This is a genomic window from Ruegeria sp. BJ3 (assembly GCF_056535665.1).
Window position 1 is genome coordinate 1,805,170 of sequence record NZ_JBQFIT010000001.1, and the last position, 14,347, is coordinate 1,819,516.

Annotated in this window: 14 protein-coding genes; 10 read left to right on the forward strand and 4 right to left on the reverse strand. The window is 59.6% G+C overall.

Annotated elements, in window-relative coordinates:
* Window positions 1–214 precede the first annotated feature (214 nt).
* On the forward strand, window positions 215–763 hold the full coding sequence (locus ACR3EL_RS09095; RefSeq protein ID WP_170338873.1) for a peroxiredoxin: 549 nt from the start codon (window positions 215–217) through the stop codon (window positions 761–763).
* Between the two features lie 48 nt (window positions 764–811).
* On the opposite strand, the gene ACR3EL_RS09100 is transcribed toward ACR3EL_RS09095, so the two are convergent.
* Window positions 812–1,735, reverse strand: coding sequence for a LysR substrate-binding domain-containing protein (locus ACR3EL_RS09100; RefSeq protein WP_170338875.1), 924 nt, complete (start codon window positions 1,733–1,735; stop codon window positions 812–814).
* Between the two features lie 60 nt (window positions 1,736–1,795).
* On the reverse strand, window positions 1,796–2,899 hold the full coding sequence (locus ACR3EL_RS09105; RefSeq protein WP_480721295.1) for a DUF6456 domain-containing protein: 1,104 nt from the start codon (window positions 2,897–2,899) through the stop codon (window positions 1,796–1,798).
* Window positions 2,900–3,137: 238 nt separating this feature from the next.
* Here ACR3EL_RS09105 and ACR3EL_RS09110 point away from each other — a divergent pair, with 238 nt between their 5' ends.
* Complete coding sequence (locus tag ACR3EL_RS09110; protein WP_170338879.1) at window positions 3,138–3,446, forward strand: DUF6477 family protein; 309 nt, start codon at window positions 3,138–3,140, stop codon at window positions 3,444–3,446.
* On the opposite strand, the gene ACR3EL_RS09115 is transcribed toward ACR3EL_RS09110, so the two are convergent.
* Both ACR3EL_RS09115 and ACR3EL_RS09120 read right to left on the reverse strand, forming a co-directional pair.
* Window positions 3,439–4,983 carry a trimethylamine methyltransferase family protein gene (locus tag ACR3EL_RS09115; protein ID WP_170338881.1) on the reverse strand — a complete coding sequence of 515 codons (1,545 nt, stop codon included), beginning with the start codon at window positions 4,981–4,983 and terminating at the stop codon, window positions 3,439–3,441. The genes ACR3EL_RS09110 and ACR3EL_RS09115 overlap by 8 nt on opposite strands.
* A gap of 140 nt (window positions 4,984–5,123) precedes the next feature.
* Window positions 5,124–5,561: a GNAT family N-acetyltransferase gene (locus ACR3EL_RS09120; protein WP_170338883.1), complete on the reverse strand. Its 438-nt coding sequence runs from the start codon at window positions 5,559–5,561 to the stop codon at window positions 5,124–5,126.
* Window positions 5,562–5,643: 82 nt separating this feature from the next.
* Here ACR3EL_RS09120 and guaA point away from each other — a divergent pair, with 82 nt between their 5' ends.
* From guaA to ppk2, 8 genes are all read left to right on the forward strand, one after another.
* On the forward strand, window positions 5,644–7,203 hold the full coding sequence (guaA, locus tag ACR3EL_RS09125; RefSeq protein ID WP_170338885.1) for a glutamine-hydrolyzing GMP synthase: 1,560 nt from the start codon (window positions 5,644–5,646) through the stop codon (window positions 7,201–7,203).
* A 98-nt stretch (window positions 7,204–7,301) separates the two neighbouring features.
* Entirely contained in the window at window positions 7,302–8,207 is a 906-nt protein-coding gene (locus ACR3EL_RS09130) for a DMT family transporter (protein ID WP_170338887.1), read from the forward strand.
* 142 nt (window positions 8,208–8,349) lie between these two features.
* Window positions 8,350–9,486, forward strand: coding sequence for an OmpP1/FadL family transporter (locus tag ACR3EL_RS09135; protein WP_170339445.1), 1,137 nt, complete (start codon window positions 8,350–8,352; stop codon window positions 9,484–9,486).
* A gap of 130 nt (window positions 9,487–9,616) precedes the next feature.
* A complete protein-coding gene (locus tag ACR3EL_RS09140) occupies window positions 9,617–10,513 on the forward strand; it encodes a DMT family transporter (protein ID WP_480721300.1) in 897 nt (298 codons plus the stop codon).
* Between the two features lie 49 nt (window positions 10,514–10,562).
* Window positions 10,563–11,435 carry an ATPase gene (locus ACR3EL_RS09145; RefSeq protein ID WP_170357629.1) on the forward strand — a complete coding sequence of 291 codons (873 nt, stop codon included), beginning with the start codon at window positions 10,563–10,565 and terminating at the stop codon, window positions 11,433–11,435.
* A 37-nt stretch (window positions 11,436–11,472) separates the two neighbouring features.
* Window positions 11,473–12,390, forward strand: a complete 918-nt coding sequence (gene metA, locus ACR3EL_RS09150) for a homoserine O-acetyltransferase MetA (RefSeq protein ID WP_170338894.1) — start codon at window positions 11,473–11,475, stop codon at window positions 12,388–12,390.
* Window positions 12,386–13,333, forward strand: a complete 948-nt coding sequence (locus tag ACR3EL_RS09155) for an alpha/beta fold hydrolase (RefSeq protein WP_437342581.1) — start codon at window positions 12,386–12,388, stop codon at window positions 13,331–13,333. Before metA ends, ACR3EL_RS09155 begins: the two co-directional genes overlap by 5 nt.
* A gap of 49 nt (window positions 13,334–13,382) precedes the next feature.
* Window positions 13,383–14,252: a polyphosphate kinase 2 gene (ppk2, locus tag ACR3EL_RS09160; RefSeq protein WP_170338898.1), complete on the forward strand. Its 870-nt coding sequence runs from the start codon at window positions 13,383–13,385 to the stop codon at window positions 14,250–14,252.
* The last annotated feature ends 95 nt before the right edge of the window (window positions 14,253–14,347 follow it).

The following is a 14,347-nucleotide window of genomic DNA, read 5'->3' on the forward strand; positions in this document are numbered from 1 at the left end:
GGTCGGATGTATTACGCCAGCCATGCATAGCTGTCATGCGTCAGCGTTTCGCACACGCAGAATGCAATCGTGATTTTCCGGGAGACCGTCGCAAATTTCGACATGATTTCTGAGGACAAGAGGATATTCGCAAACGCAGCACATCCCGTGTTGAAGCCGGTTTGGAATCGTTTTAACCCACGGGCCGAACAAATGTGAATCACAGGAGATGCCCATGAAAACCGGCGCCAAGCTGCCCGACGTGACATTCCACACCCGCGTGCGCGACGACTCGATCGAAGGGCCCAACCCGTTCCGCTGGGAAGACAAGACCACGGCCGACTACTTCGCAGGCAAGCGGGTCATCCTGTTCTCGCTGCCCGGTGCGTTTACCCCCACCTGCTCGACCTACCAACTGCCGGGGTTTGAAAACAACTACGAGGCGTTCAAGGCCAAGGGCATCGACGAGATCTACTGCATGTCGGTCAATGACAGCTTTGTCATGAACAAGTGGGCGCAGGATCAGGGGCTGAAGAACGTCAAGGTCATTCCTGACGGGTCGGGCGAGTTCACCCGCAAGATGGGCATGCTGGTCGACAAGGCAAATCTGGGCTTTGGCATGCGGTCGTGGCGCTATGCCGCCATCATCAACGACGGTGTGGTCGAGGCGTGGTTCGAAGAGCCTGGCCTTATGGACAACTGCCCCGAGGACCCCTATGGCGTTTCGTCGCCCGAAAACCTGATGAAGCACCTGGAAGAAGCGCAGCAGCCCGAAATGGCCTGAGCCTTCAACCAGCCTCCACTCGAAGGGCTCGCCAAGTGCGGGCCCTTTTCAGTTCCGGGTTTCTGACACGATGTTTTCGCCGACCTGCCGGATCACCTGGGCCAGTTGATCGAACCACACCGCCCCATCCGACGAATCGCGCCGCACGAGGCCGATCTGCCGCGCGGGCTCCGGGGCGCCGAACCGCAGCAGTTTCAGCCTCGGCACGGCATCGGCCTCGGAACGCGCCGCCAATTCCGGAATCAAGGTCAGGCCGAACCCCTCGGCCACCAAACGCGACAGCGTGGCCAAAGACGACGCGCCCATGTTGATATGGGCGCTGGTCCGGTCCTGCCCGCACACCTCAAGCGCCTGATCCGTCAGGCAATGCCCGTCTTCCAGCAGCATCAGCTGGGCTGCGTTCAGGTCGATCGGGCGCAGAGCGTCGGGGCTGACGGTCAAGCTCTTCAGGCGTGTCTCGCTGCCGGCCAGCAGAAAACGATCCTCGAACAAAGGCACCTCGTCCAGGCCGTGCGCGCCCACCGGCAGGGCCAGCACGGCGGCGTCAATCTCGCCCGCTTTCAGCATCGACAGCAACCGCTCGGTGCGCGCCTCGCGTACCTGTACGCGCAGGGACACATCCGCTGACCGCAGACCAGCCAAAACACCCGGCAACAGATATGGCGCGACCGTCGGGATCAAGCCGACCGACAGACTGCGATGCCCGGTGGAGTTGTCACGCGCGAACCGATCCAACCGTTCGGCCGCGCCCAAAATGCGCCGTGCGTGCTCCAGCGCATCACGCCCCAACGGTGTCAGCAGAACATCGCGGGCGCGCCTTTCAAACAGCGGCCCGCCCATGATGTCTTCCAAAGCCCGGATCTGCACCGATAGCGCCGGTTGAGAAACATGACACACCTGAGCGGCCCGGCCAAAGTTGCGTTGCTCGGCCACGGCGCGGAAGTATTGTAGCTGCCTGAGGGTAAAATTCATAACCCCTGATTATCACCTGCTGCGTTTTCCGCAACTGCAGCCAATCGGATTCAACGTGAATCAGCCGATCAACCGGTCACACTCTGCTTGCTTCTCGTAATGTCGCTTGAGGCGCTGCAGTGCAATGCGCAGCACGATCTTCCCCGAACGTGCTGACCAGCCCATCCGTTTCTCGGCCAGTTCCAGACCTTCCAGATAGCAACAACACCGCAGCGCAACGTCGCTCAGACCCGGACCCAGATCCGACAAGGCCCGGGCCACGCGATCACGCGCCTCGGACGACCCCCGCGCAACCGGCACATCGCCCTCGAAACCCGCACAACCGCCAGCGGTGAGGAACCGGTCCCAGTTTTGCGTGACCCGCGGTCCGATCTGGGCCAGCTCGAAATCTTCGCGCAGTCGCTCTCCGGCGCGCACCAGGCTTTCGTCCAGAAACGGCTTTCCATCCCGGTCGCGCCGGCGCGACAAGGCAATCAGGGGGCTCTCTGCTGCGCAATAGCGGATGCGCCGTGGGCGCTTCTCGTCGGCTTGGCTGCACGTTTTGAATTTCGCCGGTGCCTCGGCCATCCCATATTCTGTCTGTGTCCGCGCGCGGTTTTCGGCATCGGCAATCAACTGGCTCAGTGCGGTTCGGCCCGTTTGCGTGATCCGGTAGCGCGACACACGCCCCGGATTGTCACAAACGATCCAGTCCTTCAGAGCCAAAGCCTGAGCGGTCTTGCAGTCAACAACGGCGGTCCGAGTTGTACCGCCCTCGCCGCTGTCGCGGACAACGACCGCCTTTTCCATGTCCTCGGCCACGGCCAGAACCGCACCCGTTTCGCAAAGGCGCCGCAGCACCCGCAAAGCCTCGCGCTCGAACGCCTCGTCTTCGGCATTGGGAATGCGATGAGGATCATCGCCGACGCCAAAGAAGGGACCAGAGGCCACTTCATTCCCCGCACCGGGAAAGTGTGTTTCGGCAAGTGACTGCAGTGCTTTATCCACTAAGGGATCGTCGCGGCGCATTTCGATCCTTCGGATCTGTCGCAGAATGGTTGACGCGTGACACCCTGCCGACCGCGCCAGATCCCGGATCGACCGTCCCGCCTCAGTATGGGCTAGGTATCGCTGTGCCCCTTCGGGAACCCAAGCTGGAACGGTGAATGCGGTGCTGTTTTCCATCGTTATTCGCCCTCGTCGACAATCAAACTGCCACTGTCCGCCGTCGGATAAAGTGTTAACCAAATCTACCTAGAGTTGCTTTCGTTACTCGTTCGTTAACCTCCAATGGCTCTAACCAGAATTGATTCAAAAAGATAAACAGTCGTGAAACCATCGTTCGGCGCGAGCCATGTCACGGCAACACCCGCTTGGGTTGTGCAAAATTGCTGCAGGAAAAATTGAACAGAGGAACGCCGAAATGCAGGACCTGATGACTATGATCACCGCCCTCCGCCGCCCGCGGCTGCTGTCTCGGGCAGCCAAGGTCGGAGCACAGGAATACGACCGTGACCGCCACTTGCAGCGCCTGTTCGGCTATGGCGCGCTACCGGGAACCGGAGCGGCCTTGATGCGACTGTTGGAGATGGAGCGGAGCGTCGACGACCAACGACGCTCGGGTGATGCCGCATATTCGCTGGTTCGCCACCTGGATCTACTGATCGCACTGATTGGTGAGGCGCGACTGCATCAAGCCAGCCGCGCCCCGGAACTTCGTGTCGTCAAGTGAAGGCGTCGGGCATGGACGCTTTCTTTTCCTCGACATAGGCGGTTAGCGCCGCCAGTTTTTCCGGGTCGAGTTGCGGTTGCTGGTAGTTGGCCAGCAGATGCTCGACCCGGACGGAGGCAAGCATGCGCGTGTCCCGCGCACCCTCTTCTTCCCATGTTTCAAAGGGTTTGTAGTCCAGCAGGTCGGTCTTCCAGAAGGCGCTTTGGAAATTGGCCTGGGTGTGCGCACAGCCAAGATAGTGACCACCCGGCCCCACCTCACGAATCGCGTCCATGGCCTGCGCGTTTTCATCATAGGCCACCCCTTTGGCCAACGCATGAAGCGCTCCCAACTGATCGGCATCCATGACGAATTTTTCGAAATCGGCGACCAGACCGCCTTCGAGCCACCCACATGCGTGCAACATGAAGTTGACGCCTGAAAGCAGCCCCATGTTCAGCGAGTTCGCAGTCTCGTAGGCCGCCTGCGCGTCCGGAAGCTTGGATCCACAGAACGACCCGGCCGAGCGGTAGGGAACACCCAAACGGCGCGCCAACTGACCGGCCCCATAGGTGATATGCGCGGCTTCGGGCGTGCCGAAGGTCGGTGCGCCAGAGTTCATGTCGATCGACGACACGAATGCGCCAAAAATGGCCGGTGCTCCCGGACGGATGATCTGACTGTAGGCGATGCCGGCCAGCACCTCGGCCAGCACTTGCGTCAGAGTTCCGGCAACCGAAACCGGGGCCATTGCGCCGCCCACGATGAAGGGCGAAATGATGCAGGCCTGATTGTTGCGCGCATAGACTTCCAGCGACCCCATCATCACGTCGTCGAACGTCATCGGCGAGTTGATGTTGGTAAGCGAGGTCATCACGGTGTTTTCCTGAACGAACTCCTTGCCGAACAGAATCTCGCACATCTCGACCGAATCCTGCGCCCGGCTGGGATCGGTCACCGAACCCATAAAGGGTTTGTCGGACAGCGTCATGTGCGCCATCAGCATGTCCAGATGACGTTTGTTCACCGGAACGTCCGTCGGTTCGCAGACCGTGCCGCCTGAATGGTGCAGCCACTTGGACATGTAGGCCAGTTTCACGAACTTGTTGAAATCGTCCATCGTGGCATAGCGGCGGCCACCCTGCGCGTCCCGCACGAAAGGCGGTCCGTAGACCGGCGCCAGCACCAGGTTGCGCCCGCCGATTACCACCGATTTTTCGGGGTTGCGCGCGTGCTGCGTGAATTCCTTGGGCGCGGTCTTGATCAGTTCGCGGGCCAGACCTCGCGGAATGCGAACGCGCTCACCATCGATGTCGGCTCCGGCATCCCGCCAGCGTTCCAGCGCCGCGGGGTTGTCGACGAAATTGACGCCGACTTCCTCCAGCACGGTTTCCGCATTGGCCTCGATGATCTCCAACGCTTCGTCATTGAGGATCTCGAAGTTCGGAATGTTGCGTTCGATATACTTCGCCGTTTCGATCCGAACCGCGGTACGCTCGGCCCGGCGGGCGGCGCCTCCGCCACCACGCACTCTGCGTCGGGTGCTTGCCTCTGTCATGAGATGATCCCGTGTGAAAGTTTAGATTGGATTGCTTGTTACAAGATGCCGCGACTTCATCAGATGTGGATTCCGGCGCAATAGGGGGAAAAGCGACATATTCCGCGCTGTCCAGCACCAGAAACAGGCCTTACGGCGCGTCAGGTTGGCTTGCTGAAATAAACCTTGTTCCCCTCGTGCCCGGTCTCCTGCCACCCAAGATGACAGTACATCGCGCGGGTGTCCGCCATCAGGCGGTGGGTTGTCAGGCGCATGCTCCAAACCCCGTTTTCGCGAGCCTCTGTCGCGACGAAATCGAGCAACTGCCGAGCAATGCCCCGCCCTTGCGCATCCGGTGAAACGGCCAGATTGAAGATCATCGCGGTTTCTCTTTCGAAACCAAAAACCACGACACCCTGCAGGGATGTTTCATCCGCGGCGACAACGACGTTCCGGTCGCGAATGTCCTCCTCGACCCCCTCGGTCACATCCGGCAGGTCGGGAATGGACTGGCGCGCTGCGGCATAGGCCGCTTCGATACATCGGCGGATGGGCTCCGCATCGGTTGCCACAGCCCTTCTGAGCGAAATTCCGGTCATTCAATGCGCTCCGCGTCACTCTTTCCCGCCAAATGACGTCAAGGCGCTTGCACATGCAAGGCTTCCGACCTAAAGGCCGGGTATGACCGAGACATCCCATGACCGCCTTCTGATCATCGACTTCGGCAGCCAGGTAACGCAGCTGATCGCCCGCCGCCTGCGCGAGTTGAACGTCTATTGCGAAATCCACCCCTACCAGAACGTCACGACGGATTTCGTGCGTGACATGGCCCCGCGCGCCATCATCTTTTCGGGCGGGCCGGACAGCGTGACCCGCGAGGGATCACCGCGCGTCCCGCAAGAGATATTCGAGTATGGCGTTCCGATCCTGGGCATCTGCTATGGCCAGCAGGTCATGATGCACCAGCTGGGCGGCAAGGTTGAAAGCGGCCACGGCACCGCCGAGTTCGGACGGGCATTCGTGACGCCGCGCGGCAAGCTCGACCTGCTCGAGGGCTGGTTCACCGATGGCAACGAACAGGTCTGGATGAGCCACGGCGACCATGTCAGCCAAGTCGCACCGGGGTTCGAGGTGTTCGGCACCTCGCCCAACGCGCCCTTCGCGATCACCGCCGATACCGACCGCCATTTCTATGCCGTTCAGTTCCACCCCGAGGTGCACCACACCCCCAAGGGCGCAAAACTGTACGAGAATTTCGTGAAGCTGGCCGGGTTCAAGGGCGACTGGACCATGGGCGCCTATCGCGACGAGATGATCCGCAAGATCCGCGAACAGGTCGGCGACAAGAAGGTGATCTGCGGTCTGTCGGGCGGTGTCGACAGCTCGGTCGCCGCTATCCTGATCCACGAGGCGATCGGCGACCAGCTGACCTGCGTTTTCGTCGATCACGGCCTGCTGCGCAAGAACGAGGCGCAGGAAGTCGTCTCGATGTTCCGCGACAACTACAACATCCAACTGATCCACGCGGATGAAAGCGAGCTGTTCCTGGGAGAGCTCGACGGCGTCTCGGACCCCGAAACCAAGCGCAAGATCATCGGCAAGCTGTTCATCGACGTATTCCAGAAACACGCCGACACGATCGAGGGCGCCGAGTTCCTGGCCCAGGGCACGCTGTACCCCGATGTCATTGAATCGGTGTCGTTTTCCGGCGGCCCGTCAGTCACGATCAAATCGCATCACAACGTCGGCGGCCTGCCCGAAAAGATGGGCCTGAAACTGGTCGAGCCGCTGCGTGAACTGTTCAAGGACGAAGTGCGCGCGCTGGGCCGTGAACTGGGCCTGCCGCCCAGCTTTATCGGCCGCCACCCCTTCCCCGGACCGGGTCTGGCCATCCGCTGCCCGGGCGAGATCACCCGCGAAAAGCTGGAAATCCTGCGCGAGGCCGACGCGATCTATATCGACCAGATCCGCAAGCACGGCCTGTATGACGAGATCTGGCAGGCCTTCGTCGCGATCCTTCCGGTGCGCACAGTCGGCGTGATGGGCGACGGGCGCACCTATGACTATGCCTGCGCCCTGCGGGCGGTGACCTCGGTTGATGGAATGACGGCCGATTACTACCCGTTCACCCACGAATTCCTGGGCGAAACCGCCACCCGGATCATCAACGAGGTCAAGGGCATCAACCGTTGCACCTATGACATCACCTCCAAGCCTCCGGGCACGATCGAATGGGAATGACACCAAAAGCCGGGCGCTGACCCGGCTTTTTTGTTGTTGTGAACCGGCGTCGGTTTTGGTTCGGTGGCCAAACGCAAGCTCAGCCCAAGGATCGAAACATGCGCGATAGCAAATCGATGATTGCCAAAACCGCGCTGTGGATGACCGGGGCGATCGCTTCTTTCTCGTCAATGGCCGTTGCCGGGCGCGAGCTTAGCCTGACGCACGACACATTTGAAATCATGATGTACCGCAGCATTGTGGGCGTCATCGTCGTTTCGGCCGTTTTGACGGCAACCGGCAAATGGCACCAGGTATCGACACAACGTCTGGGCCTGCACGCGGTTCGAAACTCGTTGCATTTTGCGGGCCAAAACCTGTGGTTCTACGCTGTCAGCGTCATCCCGCTGGCGCAGGTTTTTGCGTTGGAATTTACGCAACCGATATGGGTCGTACTCCTGTCTCCGCTTCTGCTGGGCGAACGCCTGACACCCACGCGGGTCATGTCGGCAATCATAGGTTTCGCAGGCATATTGATCGTCGCCCGACCCGGAGCCACACCGCTCACGCCCGGTGTTCTTGCAGCGGCCTCCTCGGCTGTTTTCTTTGCGCTTACAACGATTTCGACGAAGAAACTGACAGGGTTCGCCAGCATCGGATGCATCGTTTTCTGGCTGACTACGATGCAGGCCGCAATGGGTCTTGCTGTTGCCGGAGCGGACGGGCAGATCGTCCTGCCAACCGCTCAAAGCGCGCCCCTGTTGTTGCTGGTCGGGCTGGCCGGCCTGCTGGCCCATTTCTGCATTACAAACGCGCTTGCCATCGCTCCGGCCACGGTCGTTATTCCCTTTGATTTCGCGCGCCTGCCGACGATCGCCATTGTTGGGATGCTGCTGTATCACGAACCCCTGGATCAGTGGACCATGCTGGGCGCCGTCGTGATTTTCTCGGGCATCTTCCTGAATGTCTGGTCCGAAGGCCGCGCGGGATCGGGCACTCTGGCAAAAACCACACACAAAAACTGACGTTCGGTCACTGGCAGAAACTAACGCATGGTCAGTGGTTGACGTTTTTTTAAACTCCCCGTGAATAATGGCCACAGAAATCACCGCCACTGACACTCACAAGACAATACTGTGGCGCCGGATAGTGAAAAGGGAGGAATACATGAAGAAAGCGCTGTTACAGGCGTGCGTGCTCTGTGCAGGGGCGACCGCCGCTCATGCCGGCGGTATCGACCGTAGTGGGCAAGGCATCAACATTATCTTTGAGGAAGGTTCCGTCGTACAGTTTCGCCTGGGCTACACCAACCCAAGCGTAAGCGGCACGATGCTGGGCGTGGACTCGGGCAACGTTGCAAACGACTTCTTCTCGCCTCATCTCGCGTACAAGCACGCCTTCACCGACCAACTCGACTTTGCGCTGATCTATGACGAACCGTTCGGTGCCGATATCGCCTACGGTTCGAACTACCCGCTCTCGCAGAACCCGATCCCGGGCGGTCGCACTGACGTTCTGCGCGCGAAAGCCGACACAGAGGCAATTACTGCCCTGTTGCGCTACAAGTTCGACGGCGGCTTCAGCGCCATCGGTGGTCTGCGTATTCAGCGGCTCAGCGCTGACGTTGCCGTGCCGGCGGCGGCTGGTTACGAGGTGAATGCCGACAAGGATACCGCGCTGGGTTACGTCGTAGGTGTGGCTTGGGAAAAGCCCGAGATCGCAGCGCGCGTGGCGCTGACCTACAACTCGAAAATTTCCCATGACCTGTCGCAAACGGAGTCGGTGAACCCAATCCCGATCCCGCCGATCCCGCCTGGAACCGTGGCGACATTCGACACTTCCAGCGAGGTCGTTTCTCCGCAATCGGTGAACCTGGACTTCCAGACCGGCGTTGCCCCCAAGACATTGCTGTTCGGATCGATCCGCTGGGTCGATTGGCCGCAAACGGTTTACGATCCCCCGAACTATCCGCCGACCAGCGCGCTGGTGGACTATGACGATCCGACCTGGACCTATTCGCTGGGTCTTGGCTACCAGTTCTCCGAACAATTCTCGGGCGCTGTGACCCTTGGCTATGAATCGGCAACCAATGAGCCCGTTTCCAACCTGGGTCCGACCGACGGGTTCTGGAGCATCGGCCTTGGCGGCACCTACTCGATGGAACGCGCCAAGATTTCGGGCGGCGTTCGCTATACCGATCTGGGCGACGCAACCGCTGACGGTGCTGGCCCCGGGGCGCGGGCGAACTTCTCTGGAAACAGCGCGTGGAGCGTTGGTATTCAGGTGACCTACGCCCTGAACTAAGGGATACGCTCATACAGAATTGGAAAACCCCGCCCTTGTGGCGGGGTTTTTCGCATGATCCGGGTCGCTTACCGAATTGCCGAATGCAAGTATTCCGCGTGAGGCAAACATAAACATGCAAGAAATAGCCATGACGCAGCAAAAATCCCTCTCCGCCCTTGCCTGGTTCGAGCTCATCCTCCTTGGACTGATCTGGGGAGCGTCCTTCCTGGCGATCCGCGTCGCACTGGACACGATACCTGTGATGACGGCCGTGTTTCATCGCGTTTTCTGGGCGGCGCTCGTACTTTGGGCCGTCGTCCTCTTCCGCCGAGAAACGATACCGAGGGACCCGCGTATTTGGGGCGCTTTTCTGGTCATGGGTCTGTTGAACAACGTATTGCCCTTCTCGCTGATGGCCTGGGGCCAATTGTATGTCGACACCGGTCTGACCTCGATCTTGAACGCTGCCACGGCAATCTTCGGCGTTCTGGTTGCGGCTGCGTTCTTTCCCGACGAGCGACTGACCAAACGCCGAGCCGTGGGTGTTGCGCTTGGCTTTGGCGGAGTTTCCACCGCAATCGGATTGCACAATTTCCTTGGGTTCAGCCTTCAAAGCGCTGCTCAGTTGGCCATTCTGGCCGGGACCGTATCCTATGCGCTGGCGGCTGTCTGGGCCCGTCTGCGCTTGTCAGGCCTAGCGCCGCAGGTTGCGGCGGCGGGAATGCTGAGCGGGTCAACCATCGTCATGCTGCCGGTAATGCTGGTCGTCGACGGTGCGCCATCGTTCGACCTGCCAATGACAGCGTGGATCGCCGTAGCCTATTACGCACTCGTCGCTACTGCTGGGGCCTACCTGCTGTACTACAGGGTTCTGGCCGCAGCCGGCAGCGGCAACCTGCTGCTGGTCACCCTGATCATCCCTCCAGTCGCCATTCTGCTGGGCGCCTATGTCCGGCACGAAACCCTTGCCCCGAATGCCTTCATCGGCTTTGCAATCCTTGCATTGGGGCTATTGATCCTAAGCCGATCCCGCGGCCGAGATTGACGCCATCGCCGGGCCGATTTAGCTAGGACAAAACAAGGGACGGTTGCACATGATCTACAGTTCGGCAAAGGACTGGCGCGAAGCGGCGCGCAAAAAGGTGCTGTTTTTCGGCATGTCCGGCTTGGGCAAGACTTATGTATCGAACATCCTTCGCGACTCGGGCGACTGGTTCCACTATTCGATCGATTATCGAATTGGCACGCGTTACATGGGTGAATACATCACCGACAACGCCAAGGCCGAGGCAATGAAGGTTCCCTTTCTGCGGGATCTGCTGCTCTCTGACTCGATCTATATCGGTTCCAACATTTCGTTCGAAAACCTGACGCCGGTCGCCGCCTATCTGGGCAAGCCCGGAAACCCGGCGCTGGGTGGGCTGGCGATGCCGGAATATCGGCGTAGACAAGAGCAGTTCCGGCAGGCCGAAATCCACGCTCTGCTGGACACCGAATATTTCATTGACCGCGCTCAGCGTCTGTACGGGTACCCGCATTTCATCTGTGACACCGGCGGGTCAATCTGCGAATGGGTGGACCCTGACAATCCTTCCGACCACGTCTTGTCGGAACTCTCGCGCCAGACCCTGATGGTCTGGATCAAGGGCGACGACGACCACACCGCCGAACTGATCCGACGGTTCGACAAGGCCCCCAAACCGATGTCTTATCAGGCCGATTTCCTGACGCGCACCTGGCAGGAATACCTCGATCAGCACGGCTGCGCCGAGGCAGAGGTCAATCCCGACGACTTCATCCGCTGGACCTATGCCCGCGCCCTGGCCCACCGTCAGCCCAGATACCAATCCATGGCTGAGAATTGGGGGGTCACTGTTACCGCCGACGCAATCGGAAAGGTGCGGGATGCGCGTGATTTCGATGAGTTGATCGAGAGCACACTTGAGACCCGCGCCGCGGCGTCCTAACTAGAACGCTTCAGAAGAAACTGGAAAAACCCGCCTCATGCCTATCAAGATTCCGTCCGACCTCCCGGCCTTTGACGTTCTGACGAAAGAGGGCGTCATGGTCATGGCCGAGGATCAGGCCGCACGGCAGGACATCCGGCCCCTGAAGATCGGGTTGCTGAACCTGATGCCGAAAAAAATCCAGACCGAAAACCAGTTTGCCCGATTGATCGGCGCGACGCCTCTGCAGATCGAGTTGTCCCTGATCCGCATGACTGAGCATCAAACCAAAAACACCGCGGCCGAACACATGGAAGAGTTCTACCGCCCTTTTCAGGACGTGAAGGACCAGAAATTTGACGGCCTGATCATCACCGGCGCCCCCATCGAGCATCTGGAATTTCAGGACGTCACCTATTGGGACGAACTGACCGAGGTGTTTGAATGGACCCGAACCAATGTGCATTCGACCTTCGGCGTGTGCTGGGGTGGCATGGCGATGATCTATCATTTTCATGGCGTAAAAAAGCATATGCTGGACGCCAAGGCGTTTGGGTGTTTCCGGCATCGGAACCTGTCGCCGGCCTCGCCTTTCCTGCGAGGTTTCTCGGATGACTGCGTGATCCCGGTCAGTCGCTGGACCGAAGTCCGGCAGGATGAAATCGACGCTGCCAAAGGGCTTGTGACCCTTCTGGGCAGCGACGAGGTCGGTCCGTGTCTGGTTGAAGATCGGCAGAACCGGGCGCTGTATATCTTCAATCACTTCGAATACGACAGTGACACGCTGAAACAGGAATACGATCGGGACGTGGCCAATGGCACTCCGATCAACGTACCCATCAACTATTATCCCGACGATGACCCGTCCCGCACGCCTCAGAATCGGTGGCGTAGCCATGCGCATCTGCTGTATGGGAACTGGATCAACGAAATCTACCAGACCACTCCTTTCGACATGACGAAAATTGGTCATTAAGTCGTTGATATACCTAGGCCTGTTTGCGGCCCTTTTTGCGGCTTTGACGGCTTGGCTTGCCGCACGCCATGAGGCCCGGGCCGAGGCCGCGTTTCCGCCAGAAGGTCAGATATTGGATGTCGACGGCGTTGCTGTACATGCCGTCGTCATGGGCGAAGGCCCGGATGTCGTCCTGATCCACGGGTCCAGCGGCAATACCCGGGACATGACGTTTGCTCTTGCGCCGTTGCTGGCAAAATCCTTTCGGGTCATTGTATTTGACCGACCGGGGCTGGGCTATTCTCAGAGCTTCTCGGCGGAGGGCGAAACCATCGTTGAGCAGGCAGAAATCCTGCAGAAAGCTGCCGCGATGCTGGGGGCCGACAAACCCATCGTAGCCGGTCAAAGCTATGGCGGGTCGGTATCGCTGGCCTGGGCTGTGACGCGACCTGACAACATCTCGGCTCTGGTCCTGATCGCCCCGGCCGCGGTGCCATGGGAAACTCCGCTCGATTCCTTCAACCGGATTACCTCGACCGCCTGGGGAAATGCTCTCGTCCTGCCGTTGATCACCGCCTACGTTCCGGACTGGTACGTCAACAAGGCCCTGGATACGGTCTTTGCCCCCCAGGCGGCACCCGAAGGCTATGCCGAGCACTTTGGCCCGCCCCTGACGCTCCGCCGGTCGTCGATGCATGCCAACGCAAAACAACGGGCCAACCTCCTGAACGAAGTTGCCGAGCTGCAACCGCGCTACCCCGAGATTTCGGTGCCCACCGAAATTGTGCATGGTACGGCAGACACCACAGTTGGGCTGGGCTGGCATTCCGAGCGGTTGATCGAACAAATCCCCGGCGCTGAGCTGATCGAACTTGAAGGTATGGGTCACATGCCTCAAGTGGTGGCCGCTCCAGAAGTTGCTGCTGCGATCGAACGCGCCGCGGAACGAGCGGATTTGCGTTAACCCCGCCCGTAATCCATAGTAGAAACTGGATTTTATGGCGAGGCAACTCATGACCCGTGCAGCGGACCGAGCAATCAACAGCTACTTTCGGAACGACGCTCCCGAGAGCGTGCGAAAGGCCATCGAAGACGCTGAAAAAGGCGACATCCTCAACCCCAGCTACCCATATCAGGAGAGGATGAAGCGCAAAGACTATGACAATCAGATGGAGGCCCTGCAGATCGAACTGGTCAAGATGCAGGCATGGGTCAAGGAAACCGGACAACGCATCGCGATCGTGTTCGAGGGCCGGGATGCAGCAGGCAAAGGCGGTACGATCAAGCGATTCCGGGAAAACCTGAACCCGCGTGGCGCCCGCAATGTCGCCCTCAGCAAACCCTCCGACGCCGAGCGCAGCCAATGGTATTTCCAGCGGTACATCCAGCACCTGCCATCAGCCGGCGAGATCGTTTTCTTCGATCGCAGCTGGTACAACCGGGGGGTCGTCGAAAACGTCTTTGGATTCTGTACCGCAGACCAGCGGGAACGCTTCTTCAGGCAAGTCATGCCGCTGGAGATCGGGCTTGTGCATGACGGCATTCACCTTTTCAAGTTCTGGCTCAACGTCGGACGCGCAGAACAGCTCAATCGGTTTCTCGCGCGCGAGAATGACCCGCTGAAACAATGGAAACTGAGCCCTATCGACATCGCCGGTCTGGGCAAATGGGATGAATACACGCAGTCGATTTCCGAATCTCTGACACGCTCCCATTCCGATCTGTGCCCTTGGACGATCATCCGTTCAGACGACAAGAAGCGCGCGCGGCTTGCGGCAATCCGGGCGGTATTGTCGAATGTGGACTATGACGAAAAGGACGTCGAAGCCGTTGGCGAGCCCGACCCGATGATTTGTGGCGGACCGGAAATCTGGGATGCGTAGTCTAGGGCGTCTTTGGTCAAGCATTAGTCCCTTTGATCATGTCTCAAGGATTGGACCTGCTGCCCCGCGTGCATTATGTCTGGTTGGTAAAAGAG

Excerpts from the sequence above, each read along its gene's own strand:
- ACR3EL_RS09095 (WP_170338873.1), top strand. The coding sequence starts at position 215 with ATGAAAACCGGCGCCAAGCTGCCCGACGTGACATTCCACACCCGCGTG.
- ACR3EL_RS09100 (WP_170338875.1), bottom strand. The coding sequence starts at position 1,735 with ATGAATTTTACCCTCAGGCAGCTACAATACTTCCGCGCCGTGGCCGAG.
- ACR3EL_RS09105 (WP_480721295.1), bottom strand. The coding sequence starts at position 2,899 with ATGGAAAACAGCACCGCATTCACCGTTCCAGCTTGGGTTCCCGAAGGG.
- ACR3EL_RS09110 (WP_170338879.1), top strand. The coding sequence starts at position 3,138 with ATGCAGGACCTGATGACTATGATCACCGCCCTCCGCCGCCCGCGGCTG.
- ACR3EL_RS09115 (WP_170338881.1), bottom strand. The coding sequence starts at position 4,983 with ATGACAGAGGCAAGCACCCGACGCAGAGTGCGTGGTGGCGGAGGCGCC.
- ACR3EL_RS09120 (WP_170338883.1), bottom strand. The coding sequence starts at position 5,561 with ATGACCGGAATTTCGCTCAGAAGGGCTGTGGCAACCGATGCGGAGCCC.
- guaA (WP_170338885.1), top strand. The coding sequence starts at position 5,644 with ATGACCGAGACATCCCATGACCGCCTTCTGATCATCGACTTCGGCAGC.
- ACR3EL_RS09130 (WP_170338887.1), top strand. The coding sequence starts at position 7,302 with ATGCGCGATAGCAAATCGATGATTGCCAAAACCGCGCTGTGGATGACC.
- ACR3EL_RS09135 (WP_170339445.1), top strand. The coding sequence starts at position 8,350 with ATGAAGAAAGCGCTGTTACAGGCGTGCGTGCTCTGTGCAGGGGCGACC.
- ACR3EL_RS09140 (WP_480721300.1), top strand. The coding sequence starts at position 9,617 with ATGACGCAGCAAAAATCCCTCTCCGCCCTTGCCTGGTTCGAGCTCATC.
- ACR3EL_RS09145 (WP_170357629.1), top strand. The coding sequence starts at position 10,563 with ATGATCTACAGTTCGGCAAAGGACTGGCGCGAAGCGGCGCGCAAAAAG.
- metA (WP_170338894.1), top strand. The coding sequence starts at position 11,473 with ATGCCTATCAAGATTCCGTCCGACCTCCCGGCCTTTGACGTTCTGACG.
- ppk2 (WP_170338898.1), top strand. The coding sequence starts at position 13,383 with ATGACCCGTGCAGCGGACCGAGCAATCAACAGCTACTTTCGGAACGAC.